Annotated in this window: 11 protein-coding genes, 1 tRNA gene and 3 pseudogenes; 8 read left to right on the top strand and 7 right to left on the bottom strand. The window is 70.6% G+C overall.

All coding sequences use genetic code 11. The features are described 5' to 3' along the window. Positions 1-46: 46 nt before the first annotated feature. Both AC07FA_RS02915 and AC07FA_RS02910 read right to left on the bottom strand, forming a co-directional pair. The gene (locus tag AC07FA_RS02915) at positions 47-289 is read right to left on the bottom strand and encodes a hypothetical protein (protein ID WP_479072886.1); all 243 of its coding nucleotides are present in this window, start codon (positions 287-289) and stop codon (positions 47-49) included. Between the two features lie 105 nt (positions 290-394). Further along, positions 395-994 (bottom strand): helix-turn-helix domain-containing protein, encoded by a 600-nt coding sequence (locus AC07FA_RS02910; protein ID WP_479072885.1) that lies wholly within the window; start codon positions 992-994, stop codon positions 395-397. Between the two features lie 124 nt (positions 995-1,118). On the opposite strand from AC07FA_RS02910, the gene AC07FA_RS02905 reads away from it, so the two are divergent. Next, entirely contained in the window at positions 1,119-2,504 is a 1,386-nt protein-coding gene (locus tag AC07FA_RS02905; RefSeq protein ID WP_479072884.1) for an MFS transporter, read from the top strand. A 35-nt stretch (positions 2,505-2,539) separates the two neighbouring features. Here AC07FA_RS02905 and AC07FA_RS02900 read toward each other — a convergent pair whose 3' ends face one another. Then, positions 2,540-3,139, bottom strand: coding sequence for an ABATE domain-containing protein (locus AC07FA_RS02900; protein WP_479072883.1), 600 nt, complete (start codon positions 3,137-3,139; stop codon positions 2,540-2,542). Positions 3,140-3,230: 91 nt separating this feature from the next. On the opposite strand from AC07FA_RS02900, the gene AC07FA_RS02895 reads away from it, so the two are divergent. Next, positions 3,231-4,019, top strand: coding sequence for an MBL fold metallo-hydrolase (locus AC07FA_RS02895; protein ID WP_479072882.1), 789 nt, complete (start codon positions 3,231-3,233; stop codon positions 4,017-4,019). Positions 4,020-4,136: 117 nt separating this feature from the next. On the opposite strand, the pseudogene AC07FA_RS02890 reads toward AC07FA_RS02895, so the two are convergent. Then, positions 4,137-4,699, bottom strand: a pseudogene (locus AC07FA_RS02890) (class I SAM-dependent methyltransferase). A 570-nt stretch (positions 4,700-5,269) separates the two neighbouring features. Here AC07FA_RS02890 and AC07FA_RS02885 point away from each other — a divergent pair. Beyond that, a complete protein-coding gene (locus AC07FA_RS02885; protein ID WP_479072881.1) occupies positions 5,270-5,659 on the top strand; it encodes a hypothetical protein in 390 nt (129 codons plus the stop codon). 422 nt (positions 5,660-6,081) lie between these two features. On the opposite strand, the gene AC07FA_RS02880 is transcribed toward AC07FA_RS02885, so the two are convergent. Next, positions 6,082-6,687, bottom strand: coding sequence for a hypothetical protein (locus AC07FA_RS02880; protein ID WP_056789649.1), 606 nt, complete (start codon positions 6,685-6,687; stop codon positions 6,082-6,084). 167 nt (positions 6,688-6,854) lie between these two features. On the opposite strand from AC07FA_RS02880, the gene AC07FA_RS02875 reads away from it, so the two are divergent. After that, complete coding sequence (locus AC07FA_RS02875; protein WP_479073426.1) at positions 6,855-8,054, top strand: helix-turn-helix domain-containing protein; 1,200 nt, start codon at positions 6,855-6,857, stop codon at positions 8,052-8,054. Positions 8,055-8,105: 51 nt separating this feature from the next. Here AC07FA_RS02875 and AC07FA_RS02870 read toward each other — a convergent pair. Then, positions 8,106-8,415: pseudogene (locus AC07FA_RS02870) on the bottom strand (transposase); the annotation flags it as partial. Positions 8,416-8,419: 4 nt separating this feature from the next. Here AC07FA_RS02870 and AC07FA_RS02865 point away from each other — a divergent pair. Both AC07FA_RS02865 and AC07FA_RS02860 read left to right on the top strand, forming a co-directional pair. Next, positions 8,420-9,169: pseudogene (locus tag AC07FA_RS02865) on the top strand (hypothetical protein); the annotation flags it as partial. Positions 9,170-9,577: 408 nt separating this feature from the next. Next, entirely contained in the window at positions 9,578-9,763 is a 186-nt protein-coding gene (locus AC07FA_RS02860) for a hypothetical protein (RefSeq protein WP_479072880.1), read from the top strand. A gap of 89 nt (positions 9,764-9,852) precedes the next feature. Here the strand turns inward: AC07FA_RS02860 and AC07FA_RS02855 are convergent. Further along, a tRNA-Val gene (locus AC07FA_RS02855) sits at positions 9,853-9,927 on the bottom strand. Positions 9,928-10,124: 197 nt separating this feature from the next. On the opposite strand from AC07FA_RS02855, the gene AC07FA_RS02850 reads away from it, so the two are divergent. Continuing rightward, entirely contained in the window at positions 10,125-10,901 is a 777-nt protein-coding gene (locus AC07FA_RS02850) for a DUF4097 family beta strand repeat-containing protein (protein ID WP_479072879.1), read from the top strand. 71 nt (positions 10,902-10,972) lie between these two features. Next, entirely contained in the window at positions 10,973-12,346 is a 1,374-nt protein-coding gene (locus tag AC07FA_RS02845; RefSeq protein ID WP_479072878.1) for a hypothetical protein, read from the top strand. Positions 12,347-12,646 lie beyond the last annotated feature (300 nt).

The following is a 12,646-nucleotide window of genomic DNA, read 5'->3' as shown; positions in this document are numbered from 1 at the left end:
GCGGGCGGTCCGGTCGCCTTCCCCGAACCGCCCGGTGATCGAGTGATCAAGAACCCTCGGTGAAGGTCACGGACCAGGCGTAGCCGCTCAGACTGTCGTGCGGAACCCGCCGGACCTCTCTGACCTGGCAGCCGTCGTGGGCGTACTTGAGTGCGAACCGGTCGAGGCGCTCCGAGTCGGTGAGCTCTTCCATGGAGAGCGGCGCCCCGACGACCAGATCCTCGTGAAGGACCGAGCCGGGTGCACCGTCTGAACAGACCGAGCAATGATGCGTTCTGGGTAGGGCCATGTGTTCAGTGTGCTCCTGTCCCGGCCGCCCCGGAGCCACCGAGCCGCCACCCCGGCCCGCGCGGCCCCGCACCGGCCGCCCAGGAGGGTCCCGGCGCAGGTCACCTCACCGTGCCGGCGGGGCGTCCGTGGGGGGCCGTGCGCGGACGACGGCCTGGTCGCCCCGTGGTCCGAACAGGTGCAGGATCTCCACGGCGCTCGCGTTCGCCGGCCCGAACCAGTGCGGTTGCCCGGTGTCGAACTCGGCCAGCTCTCCCGGGCGCAGTACGAACTCGTCGTCGCCGAGCAGGAGCCGCAGCTCGCCCGCGAGGACGTAGAGCCACTCGTAGCCGTCGTGGGTCACCAGCTTCGGCTCGCGGGGAGCGAGCACCTGCTTGAACACCTGCACCCGCCCGGGGTACCGCGTCAGAGGTACGAGGGTGCTGCCGTGCGCCTTGCGCAGGGGTTCGAGGTGGACCCGGGGGTCACCGCTCGCCGGCGCGGCCACCAGCTGGTCGAGTGCGATGCGGTGCACGCGCGCGAGGGGGATGAGCAGGTCCAGGGTCGGACGCCGTTTGCCTGATTCCAGACGGGACAGCGTGCTCACCGAGATCCCGGAGGTGGCCGCCAGGGCCTCCAGCGTGAGTCCACGGCCGAGCCGCAGCACCCGCAGCCGGGGCCCGATGCCGCCAAGGATCTCTTCCAGTTCCGTGTCCACGTCCTCCATTTTGCGGCCTTCGCAAAAGTGCTGGGCCCCGGCCGTCGTACGGCCGGAGTCTTGCCGGGCAACCACTCCCGGACGTGAGAGGCAGACCGTGACCACGACGACGACCCATCCTGCTCCACCCCCTATGAGCGCGCGCAGACGCTGGACGGTGCTGGCCGTCTGCTGCCTGAGCATGTTTCTGGTGGGCCTGGACACCACCATCGTCAACGTGGGCCTGCCCGCGATCGGGCACGGTCTGGGCATCGGGACGCGTGGCCTCGAATGGACCGTGGACGCCTACACCCTCGTCCTGGCCGGCCTGCTGATCTCCTCCGGCGCCCTCGCGGACCGCTTCGGACGGCGACGGGTGTTCCGGATCGGCCTGCTCGTATTCGGCGCGGCCTCGCTGGCCTGCGCACTCGCCCCTTCCGTGGGCGCCCTTGTCGCGGCCCGCGCCGTCCAGGGAGTCGGCGCCTCGATGCTCAGCCCCGTGGCCCTCGCGATCGTGGTGAACGCGATGCCGGACCCGAGGGAACGAGCACAGGCGATCGGCATCTGGGCATCGGTCTTCGGGCTGAGCATGGCCGCCGGCCCTGTGACCGGCGGCTTCCTCATCGAGGCGCTGGGCTGGCGGTCCATGTTCTGGATCAACGCGCCGGTCGTCGTGGCCGCCCTCGTACTCACCGCGGTGTACGTACCGGAGTCCCGGGCACCGCGTGCGCAGCGGCTGGACCTCCCGGGCCAGGCCCTGCTGTCCCTCACCATCGCGCTCGCGGTCGGCACCCTCATCGAAGGCCCGCGCATCGGCTGGACCTCTCCGGCAGCACTGGCCCTGTACGCGTCCACCGCCGTGGCGACGGCCGCCTTCGTACGGGTCGAGTCCCGCCGGCACGAACCGCTGATGGACCCCCGCCTCTTCCGGAACCCGGCCTTCACCAGCGCGGTCCTGGCCGCCGTGGCGGTCTTCGTGGCCCTGAACGTCACGCTGCTGCTCAACACCCTCTACCTGCAACTCTCCCGAGGCTGGACGCCGTTGGCCGCCGGGACGGCGACCCTGCCCATGGCGCTCGGAGCAACCGTCTGCGCCCCCTTGTCCGGCCGTCTGGTCGGCCGCGTCGGGCCACGGCTGCCGCTCGCCCTGGCCGGCGGCTTCATCACGGCCGGCGGACTCACCCTGGTCGGGCTCGAAAAGGACACGAGCGTGCCGCTGCTCCTCCTGTCCTACCTGCTGATCGGCATCGGGTTCGGTTTCGCGAACGCCCCGATCACCAACACGGCGGTCAGCGCCCTGCCTCCCGCCCGAGCCGGCGTGGCCGGCGGAATCACCTCCACGGCCCGCCAGTTCGGCGCCGCGCTCGGCATCGCCCTCGCGGGCGCCCTGGTCACTTCGACCACCCCGGCAGACCTCGCCCACGCCTCCCGCCCGGGCTGGGTTCTGGTAGCCGCCTGCGGAGCCCTCCTCTTCCTCTTCGCACACGCCTCACGGCCGAAGAAGGCCCTCGCTCGCTCCACGCCCGCGCAAGCGCGGTGAGACCACCCCGGGTTGGCCCTCGCCCCTCTCGGGCGTCAGTCCGTCCCGGGCCGGGTGCGGCGGGCGTAGGCACGGGCCGCGCGGGCGCGGTCGCCGCACCGGGTGGAGCACCAGTGGCGGCGGCCGTGGCGGAGCAGGTAGCGGTTGCAGGGAGCGGAGCCGCAGGCGGTGAGGCGTTCCGCGTCGGGGCCGGTGAGGAGGTCGGCCGCGTCGGAGGCGAGGGCCGCCAGGGCGTGATCGACGATCGCGGTGGTGGGGTGAGGGGTCACACGGCACGGACCGCTTTTCGCGTCCCACTGCAGGAGCGGCGCTGTCGAGACACGGGTCATCGCGTCATTGATGGCGTCGACAGCGGCGGGGAGGGCGGGCAGCCCTGCGGCACGGGAGGCGAGCAGTGACCTGACCTGTTCGCGCATCGAGCGCAGCTGCGACGCGCACATGTCCCGCATGCCGGCCTCGGCCGGGGCGAGGCCGCGTTGCGTCAGCCAGTGATTCGCCTGCTCAGGGGTCCCCAGGAGGTCCACCGTGTGCCCGCCGGGCAGCGTGACGGAGCTGTTGGCGAGGGCGAGGGAGGGGTGCTCCTCCTCGCCCTGCACGGGCGGCACTGCGGGTTCTTCCCTCACGGACTCCTTCATGTTTCTCATGGTACGTCTTGCGTGCAGCCATGAGAAATGGCTACAGTCATCTCACGGTTCATCGGCAAGCTATCCGTGAGGTGCATACGTCGTGTCTTCTCTCCCCGCAACGACCGAACAGTTCCCGGTCCGCGTCTTCGGCGGCCCGACCGCCCTGTTCGAGTACGGCGGCCTGCGCATCCTGACCGACCCGACGTTCGACGGCCCCGGCGACTACCCCTCGGCCGGCCCGACCCTGACCAAGACCGAGCCGTCCATCGCCGACCCGGCAGACCTCGGCCCCATCGACGTCGTCCTGCTCTCGCACGACGAGCACTCCGACAACCTCGACCACTCCGGCCGCGCCCTGCTCGCCGACATCCCGCTCACCCTCACCACCCCCGGCGGCGCTCAGCGCCTCGGGGACAAGGCCACGGGCCTGGCCGACTGGGAGTCCGTCGAACTGAACCGCCCCGAAGGCGGCACGATCACCGTCACCGGCGTACCAGCGATCCACGGCCCCGGCACCCACGAGGAGATCGAACCGATCTCCGGCCAGGTCGTCGGCTTCGTCCTGACCGGGGACGGCCTGCCCACCGTCTACGTCAGCGGCGACAACGCCTCACTCGACGCGGTCAAGGAGATCGCCGAGCGCTTCCCCACGATCGACACCGCCCTCCTCTTCGCCGGAGCCCCCCGCTTCCCCATACTCTTCGACGGCGCACTGATCGTCCTGGACAGCACCCAGGCCGCCGAGGCCGCCCAACTCCTCGACGCCCGTCGCGTGGTACCCGTCCACTACGACAGCTGGGCCCACTTCACCGAGGGCCGCACCGAACTGACAGCCGCCTTCACGGCCGCGAACCTGACCGACCGCCTGGACTGGGGCCAACGCAACTGACCCGCCCACCGGAGCCCCGCACTGAGGCTTGCCACGGTCCGGGGCGTTCCGTCTCATCCCACCTGGTGGGCCCGGGCGGCTTCGAACCACCGACCTCTGCTCTTGATGGCGACCACGTCAGGTGCGGGCCCGGACCAGCAGAGTGCCGATGTGCCCTGGCTCGGGTGCATCGAGGACACGCGCCTCAACGTCTCGGAAGCCGCTCCGCTCCAGCAGGCCAGTCCAGCGACGGGGCGTGTAGCTGTAGCGGTAGGTGAACATCGCCTTCCCGGCTAAGCCGCCCTTGTACATGCCCTGCGGGCCGTAGGCGCCGGGGATGGCCAGCGGATGGGAGAACGCGAGGAGCGGAAAGAGCTTGGCCGGGTCGGTGAACCACACGGCCCCGAAGATGGAGTAGATGGCGTCGTAGCTCTGGGCGTTGTCGCGGAGGTGATCAAGCACCTCCGCGCGGATGAAGTCCACGCCGATGGGGCCCCAACGCTCCGTCGTCTTCTTCACCATGACGGACGAGAGGTCGACTCCGGTGGCCTTGACGCCACGCTGCGCGAGGTACGCCAGTGCGCGGCCGGTGCCACAACCGATCTCCAGTTGAACACCTGCTGCATGTCCTCCTTGAAGGCGCTGCCTGCGTAGGTGTCCCAAAGTTCGGTCTCGGCTGCGATGTCGTGTCGTGCGGGCACGGCACCCTCTTCGTGGACGGGAACAGGCGAAGCCCCTCCCCTCCTCGGGGGAGAAAGACAGGGGCAGCCTGAAGGCTGGTCAGTGGCTGCCGGGGACCTTGCTGTCGCACGGCGAGCAGTTCGCGCCGTCGACAGCCCACAGTTCGTCGTCGACGTCGAAGCCATTGGGCCGCAGGAAGCCCGCGCTCCTCAAACACATGCCGTCGCTGCGGCGTTCGATGAATGCGCTCGGCCATGTTGCGGGCCATGACGTTGTCGCGGACGAGGAGTGCGATCTCGCGCTCCCAGACGGTGCCGCCGTCGGTCGCCTCGGGGGGGTACTCAGGCCTGGGAAGGTCGCCGTAAGTGACGCCGGACGGCTCAATGCGCGAGCCGTCGGTGTAGACGAGCGCCCATGGGCACCGGTTCGCGCCGGATGTTCCCTTGGTGCTGCAGAGCTTCAGTTCGAGCGGGGCCCAGACATAGCCCTGGGTGCCGAACTCGTCGTCGGCGGTGGTGCTGGCCTTGATGCCCTGCTCGTAGCCGAGCCCTCTATCGCAGGCGGCGCACGCTTCGCTACCGTGCGTGTCCATGGGAAAAGCGATGCGTGCGTATTGGGGATATATAGCTGTTGCGGCTCTCATCGTCGCGTGGAGCCAGAAGTGGTCACTTCCTATCGTTGTCGCCCTGTCAGTTGCAGTCTCCGTGTACGCCTCATTTCAGGTGCCGGTTTGGTGTGGCGCGGTCAACCGGGATGGACGCACGTACTGCCGCAACAACGCCTACGGGGTTCTGATGGGGTGCCGGAATCGGCAGCATCGGTGGCAGAAACTCAAGCTGATTGTTCTGCGAAGCAAGGTAGGAAACGTGAGTCGTGCTGTCTTCCCAACGGCGAAAGAGAAGTTCAACGCTGTTTTGGCTGTCGGCGGCCTGCTATCGGCTATGGGAGCAGTGATTGTTCCCGCAGTGACAGGCAAGTGACCGCTCGCCTTAACCCACCAAGCACTTCAGCTCCCACCCCGTCCGCTTTCGACCTACACACCGTGAAGGGGGCGTGGTTCAGGGCGTCAAGTTGGAGCGCGCCACTGTACGAACGACCTTGACGCCTTGGGCCGCGACCTCGCGCCGGCCGATTCTCTTGGGCTGGGCCGCCGCCCGGCGGGGGCAGCCGGGGCGGAGACAGAGGCAGCCCCCGCCGGGGGCTGCGGCGCGCGCCACGCTTGCGTGGTGCCTTAGAACCATCTCATTTGGCGAGTCTGCGGTAGCAGATGAGGGTGCAGGCGATGCTGGTGAAGGCCAGGAAGTGGTCGCCGCCGGCGGAGCAGGTGGGCACGACAGCGGCGCGCCCGGGTTCCGGCCGCGCCGCTGTCGAGCTGTGGTCAGCCCTCGGGGGAGCCCCCGGGTCAGTGGAGCTTGTTGACGGCGGTCTTCGTCGTGGTGCGGAAGGCGGTCAGCGGGGCGTCCTCGAGGTCGCCCATCTGGCCCCAGCGGACGAGGGTGACGGTGCGGCCGTCGCGGCCGACGGAGAACAGGTGGATGTCGGAGATGCCGATCTGCGGGTCGGCGGTGTCCAGGCTGTAGACCCAGGCGCCCTCCTCGACGGCGAGCTTGCCGTGGGAGGCGCTGACGGCCTGCAGGCCCGGGTTCTGCTGCTCCAGCAGGGGGCCGCAGCCGGCGAGGGCCCCGCGGAGGGTGTCGACCAGCTTCACGGCGTCGGCCTCGGTACGGGCGACGGTGGTGACCTGGACGCCGTTGGTGTCGAGCTCGGTGCTGAACTCGCGGTAGCGGGTGTTCTGCGCCGGGATCTTGTACGGGGCGCAGAGGACGCCGCCGTTCTCCGGGACGCCGGTGAAGACCTGGGTGGCGGTCCACGGCGTCGACGACGGCGGCATCTGGGAGGCGGCGAGGAAGGCGGGCTGGGCAGCGGCCTGCGCCGGGGCTGTGGCGAGGGCCGCGAGGCCCAGTGCGGCAGCGGCTGCGGTGGCGAGTGCGGTGCGGAGCTTGTTCATGGTGGTGGATCCCCCGTCGGGTCGTTCGTTCGGTCAGTGCTCAACCAGCGTGGGGCCGGCGCCCGCCGGCTGCAACGATCACGCGCCCACCAGCCGTCCCGGAACCATTCCACCCCCGCTGACGTGCAAGGACGTGAAGGATGGGACGCAGGGTCGAGGGGGATGGAATGCCGAAGGACGCCGCCGTCGAGGAGTTCGCGGGGCTCGTGCGCGCGCTGAAGGCGCGGGACGGGAGGAGTTACGACGCGCTGGGCCGGCGGCTGAGCGTCAGCGCGTCCACCCTCCACCGCTACTGCTCGGGCGCGACCGTCCCGGAGGAGTTCGCCGTGGTCGACCGCCTCGCCCTGCTGTGCGGGGCGGACGAGGAGGAACGGCGGGCCCTGGAGGCGGCCTGGACGGAGGCGGACCGCGCCCGCCGCCGAGCGGCCTCGCCCGCGCCCACGCCTGTGCCGGCCGTGTCGGCCGCGCCGGAATCGAACCCGGAACCTTCCGCGCCGGAACCGGGCCCCGGCCCCGCCCCGGACCCGTCCGCCGCGCATCCGTCCGCGCCGGAGGCGCCCCGCGCCCGCCCCCGTCGTGGCGCCCCCGCTCCCCTCCTCGTCGCCGCCGCCGTCGCCCTCGTCGTGCTCGCCCTCGCCGCCGCCCTGCTCGGCCACCCCACCCGTACGGCTTCCGCCCCCGCTCCCGCTTCCACCGCTCCGGGGCGGACCGCGGCCCCCCTCCCCTTCACCTGGAGCATCGGTTCCCAGCTCTGGGAGGGCGGCTGCGGGCACACCTACCTCGTGGACCGGGCCCCCCGCGCGGTCGCCCCGCCGCCGGTCGCGGCCGACTCCGGGACGTGGGCCGGGACGCACGGTGCCGTGCACGGCGGGGAGGCGCTGGTGCGGATCACGGTCCAGGGCCGGTCGCCGTCCGACGCCGTCGTCCTCCATGCCCTGCACGTGCGCGTGGTCGACCGCGCCGCGCCGCTGCCGTGGAACGCGTACCGGATGGACAACGACTGTGGCGGCGCCGTCACCCCGCGCCACTTCGCCGTGGACCTCGACCGGCCGCGCCCGTTCGCGAGGCCCGTCGACGGCCTTGACGCCTCCGGCGCCGAGGTCCGGAAGATCCCGGCCGTCTCCCTCCCGTACAAGGTCACCTCCTCCGACCCCGAGGAGCTGCTGGTCTCCGCGCGGACGGCGGGCTGCGACTGCCGCTGGTACATGGAGCTGGAGTGGAGCGCCGGGGGCCGTACGGGGACGGTGCGGATCACGGACGGCGGGAAGCCGTTCCGCACGAGCGGGACCAGGGGGAGGCCGGCGTACGTGCACGACTCCGCCGAAGGGCACTGGATCACAGACTCGGACTCTGGACAGACCGGGTGACCGATGAGTAACTTCGACTGACATAGGCTGAGCAAGCGCTTAGAGACCATCTCATTTGGCGAGTCTGCGGTACCAGATGAGGGTGCAGGCGATGCTGGTGAAGGCCAGGAAGTGGTCGGCTTTGCGCTCGTAGCGGCGGTGGAGGCGGCGGCATCCAGCGAGCCATGCCATCGTGCGTTCCACGGTCCAGCGGTGGCGGCCCAGGCGTTGTGAGGACTCAACTCCCTTGCGGGAGGGAGATGCGGTGGGTAATGCCTCGCCCGCGTAACCATCGTCGCAGGTGGTTGTAGTCGTAGCCCTTGTCGGCGTGGAGCTTGCCAGGCTTGCGCCGCCGTCTGCCACGGCGCGAGCGGATCGGCGGGGGGCAGGCCGTTCTGTCGGAGGTGTACTCCCTGACGCAGTTCTTCGTGGCCTACCAGCCGGATGCCGCTCTGCTGTGGCGGGTTGCCGATCGGGGCATGGTCGCCGCGCAGGAATCCGAGGACCCTCATGCGGTCGGGGTCGCTGCGTGGCTCGCGGCGCAGGCGCACCGCGACGCCGGCATGGCGCACTTCGACGCAGCCGACGCAGTCACTACCGAGGCCCTGCGGTACCTCACGCCCTGGCTGCCGGACGCCGCGCCCGACATCCTCGCCATCACCGGGGCGCTGACCTTCGAGTCCGGGTACACGGCGGCACGACGAGGCGAGACGGGCACCGCCTGGCGTTACTGGGACGAGGCACGGGCCATCTCCAGCCGTCTGCCCGCCGACTACTTCCATCCGGTCACCAGCTTCAGCAGGGCCATCATGGGCGCGCACGCGGTCACCATCGCCGTCGAACTCCATGCGGGTGGGGAATCCGTACGGCAAGCGATCGCGGCCGACGCCACCACGATTCCGTCCCGGCCCCGGCGGGCCCGCCACCGTATCGAGGAAGCGCGCGGCTACCACCTCGACGGGCAGCCCGACATCGCCCTGGCCACGCTGGCGCAGGCGCACGAGGCCGCACCGGAGACGATTCAGTACAACGGGTACGCGAAGCGCATCGTGCTGGAGGAGACAGCGGCGCGGTCGCCGGAGCGCCGCCGTCGCGCCTCAGCGCTCGCGGTGAAGCTGGGAATGCTGGCCGCCTGAGCATGGGGGCGCGAAGTGCGCCCCTGATTCCCGCCATGTGGGCTGACCCTGGTGTGACCTGACCAGAGATCACATCGGGGTGGCTGATGACCAAAAGAGAGTGCGCCTATTGCCCGAAACCGGGTCCCGCCGTGTGCGTACGCATGCAGGTCACGTCGAGCGGGTTCCCGATTCCCGTCTACGCCCACGTAGCGTGCGCGCGGGAGCGTGGCATGCCGGTGCTCTACCGGCTGCTTCCGGATACGGTGGCGCCCCAGTGACGGGCAACCCGGCCGCAAGGACAGGGCAGAGCGGAGAGGCTGCGTACCGGGCGCTCGTCGACCACACCCTGGTCTGCGCCACGTGTCGTTCCGGGTCCGCGTGTCCAACGGCCGCCAGGCTCGGCCGCGCCTGGCGGGAGGCCCGTCGATGACCCAGTGCATCAAGGGCCCACACGAGTTCCCGGTCGAGGACGAGACCGGCGCCTACTGCGAAGAGGACGGGGTGACGATGTTGTGGCGCGGAGACCCCATCGTCGAGGGCGATCTCGTCCACGCCTGCCTGTCGTGTACAGACCGCCTGGAATTGCCGGTGGGCCGGGTCGCTCCGGGGTGACGTGGACTCTATGTGGATTCGATCATGGAAAGACCCCCCGGTCGGGCACGACCGGAGGGCCTGATCAGGCTCTCACCTGCATTGATACCTGGTGGGCGCGGACGGTTTCGAACCGCCGACATCTGCTTTGTAAGAGCAGCGCTCTACCCCTGAGCTACGCACCCGTGGATGAGGCAACAGATTACATGGCTCACGGCCCCTCATCGCAAACCGGTTCCCCGGTGCCCGTCTCCTCGCTGCGTGCCGAAGCCGTGCGGGGGATATCCCCACCACCGAGACGGTAGCCGTCCGGATGCCTCCGGGGTGGCGGGAGTACATACGGTTGGGGCACACCGGCGGGACTACTGGGGGACCGATCATCATGACCTTGCGTACGCGCACACTCACCGGCGCGCTCGGCGTCACCGGCGGGGTTCTCGTTCTGGTTGCTGCTCTCAGTGGGTGCGGGAGTACCGATGTCGAGGAGGCTCCGGTCGAGCGGAAGTCGTTCGCGCTCGGTGGGGAGGCGCTGACCATTGATTCCGAGGACTCCAGTGTGGAGCTCGTGCCGGCCGATGTGCGGCAGGTCGAGGTGACGCGGCGGTTCGACGGGTGGGTCGTGCTGGGGAACGGGCCCGAGGCCGTCTGGGAGATGGACAACGGAGTACTTCGCCTTGAGGTCAAGTGCGAGGCGATGATCAGCAACTGCGACGCGATCCACCAGGTGAAGGTGCCCCGCGGGGTGGCCGTGACCGTGAAGGGGAACAACGGGCGGGTCACCGCGTCCGGGTTCGATACGCGGCTCGACCTCAGGTCCGACAACGGTGGGGTGGTGGTCCGGGAGTCCAGTGGGCCACTGAAGCTGGAGAGCGACAACGGCGAGGTCGTGGCGGAACGGATCTCCGCTTCCTCCGTGAACGCCCACTCGGACAACGGTTCCGTGCGGCTGATGTTCAGCAGGGTGCCGACGCTGGTGGAGACCGTCAGCGACAACGGGGGGATCACCATCGAGCTGCCCCGGGGCGAGGCCGCGTACGCCGTGACCGCCGAGGCCGACAACGGGGACGTATCCGTGAAGGTGCCGCGCCACGACGACAGCCCGCACGTGGTCAAGGCGCGCAGCGACAACGGCGAAGTCACCGTCCGAAGCGCGAACTAACCGACCCGTGTGTTCGTCCTTACCTGGTGGGAGAATGAACCGGGCAGGGCGAAACGGCACGGGAGAGGCATGTGACGGCGACACACGCGCGGCCGCAGGCGAAAGCGGGTGGGGATTCCGTCGTCCGGGATGTCCTGGCACTGATGCTGTTGCCGGTCCCGCTGCTGGTCGCCGCGCTGCCGGCCGCCTTCGCGGGCGGAGGGACGCGCCGTTGGTTCGGTGGGCGTGGTGGTGAGAACCAGCGGGCCGACGCCCAGGCGGCCAAGGACGCCGCCGCAGCCGCCTTCTACGAGCTCGACACCGCTCAGCGCGATCTGCTGATCTCGATCGAGACGATCACCGCCGTGGACAGTTCGCCCCGGGCCCGTCAGGCCGTCGACGACTTCGCCGCGCTGGGCCGGCGGATCGACGAGGTGAGCCACGGGTACATCACCGCCGTCGACGCGCACGACCTCGACCGGCACGATCTGGAGCCGTCGGTCGCCGCCCACGCCCTGACCGAGCTGACGAAGGCGAAGGACGAGCTCGTACGGGTCAAGGGTGAGCTCGACCGGTTCACGCAAGGTCTCGGGCCGCTGCTCGGCAGCGCCGAGACGCAGCTCGCCCGGCTCGCGCCCGCCGTGGAGCGCGCACGGCAGGCACTGCTCGGTGCGAGCAACGCCCTCGATGCCGTACGCGCCTCCGGGCTCCGCGCCGACGACCTCGCGGCGCGGCTGGCGGCCCTCGCGCCGGAGCTGACCCGGCTCAACCAGGGCGCCGGCCGGCACGGCGTCCCGGATACCTTGCAGCGGGCCGACCAGGTGCTGCGGGACGCCGAGGCCATACGGGCGGAGGCGGAGCGGCTTCCGGAGCGGGCCGCGGAGATCGACCGGCGTCTGGTGTCGCTCCGTACCCGCGCCCAGGCGCTGACGACGCGTGCCGGGTCGGTCGAGCCGGTCCTGAGCGAGCTGCGGCGCCGGTTCTCGGCCGCGTGCTGGCAGGACCTCCAGCCCGTTCCCGAGCAGGCCACGGTGAACATCCGGCAGGCCGAGGAGAAGCTCGCCGAGGCCACGAAGGCCCGCGACGAGCAGCGGTGGGCCGATGCGACGGCGCAGCTGAGCACGGTCCGCGCCCTGCTGAACTCGACCGACGAGGCGGTCTCCGCCGCCGCTGACCGTTTGCATCGACTGGACGCGGTGGCCAAGGACCCGCAGCAGGAGATCCAGCGGACCCGTTTCGCGATCCGGGACGCCCAGCGGCTGGCCATGGCCGGGCGCAACACCCCCGATCCGCGCCATGCCCGGCCGCTGGACGGTGCCGTGTCCCGGCTGGACCGGGCCGTCGCGGGACTGGAGGGGCGCCACCCAGACTACTGGCACTTCCTGACCGAGGCCGAAGCCGTACGGCAGTCGGTGGCCCGCGTCGTCTCCGGCATCCGCGAGGAGCGCGGGGGCGGCGCCGCCTGACGCAGGCCGCCTGCCCGGGCCGCGCCTGACGCAGGACGTCTGCCCCGGGCCGCCTGAGCTGCGTGCTGGAGTAGGTAGGGAGCCCTGGGCGTGTGACCGGGTCGCGTCGTGGCGCCGGTAGTCGTGGTGCGGGTCCGGGGCGGGTGGGCCTCATCGCCCGCGGCGGCTCGTTTGTCCCCGGCCGCCCATGGGTCGATCCTTTAAGTAGGTGGTTCGACGCCACGCAGCAAGTAGGCGGTTCGACGCCACGCAGGTGGGTGCACGCCCCACACGTCCCGCCCGGTCGAAGGAGGCGCTCGT

It is taken from the genome of Streptomyces sp. NPDC045968, from assembly GCF_056430475.1.
The sequence above is the reverse complement of the archived record's forward strand: the minus strand, read 5'-3'. Positions and strand labels throughout refer to the sequence as shown.

What these genes read in the sequence shown, in the direction of transcription:
- AC07FA_RS02850 (WP_479072879.1), top strand. Translation starts at nt 10,125, where the DNA reads ATGACCTTGCGTACGCGCACACTCACCGGCGCGCTCGGCGTCACCGGC.
- AC07FA_RS02880 (WP_056789649.1), bottom strand. Translation starts at nt 6,687, where the DNA reads ATGAACAAGCTCCGCACCGCACTCGCCACCGCAGCCGCTGCCGCACTG.
- AC07FA_RS02860 (WP_479072880.1), top strand. Translation starts at nt 9,578, where the DNA reads ATGACCCAGTGCATCAAGGGCCCACACGAGTTCCCGGTCGAGGACGAG.
- AC07FA_RS02915 (WP_479072886.1), bottom strand. Translation starts at nt 289, where the DNA reads ATGGCCCTACCCAGAACGCATCATTGCTCGGTCTGTTCAGACGGTGCA.
- AC07FA_RS02875 (WP_479073426.1), top strand. Translation starts at nt 6,855, where the DNA reads ATGCCGAAGGACGCCGCCGTCGAGGAGTTCGCGGGGCTCGTGCGCGCG.
- AC07FA_RS02910 (WP_479072885.1), bottom strand. Translation starts at nt 994, where the DNA reads ATGGAGGACGTGGACACGGAACTGGAAGAGATCCTTGGCGGCATCGGG.
- AC07FA_RS02905 (WP_479072884.1), top strand. Translation starts at nt 1,119, where the DNA reads ATGAGCGCGCGCAGACGCTGGACGGTGCTGGCCGTCTGCTGCCTGAGC.
- AC07FA_RS02885 (WP_479072881.1), top strand. Translation starts at nt 5,270, where the DNA reads ATGGGAAAAGCGATGCGTGCGTATTGGGGATATATAGCTGTTGCGGCT.
- AC07FA_RS02900 (WP_479072883.1), bottom strand. Translation starts at nt 3,139, where the DNA reads ATGAAGGAGTCCGTGAGGGAAGAACCCGCAGTGCCGCCCGTGCAGGGC.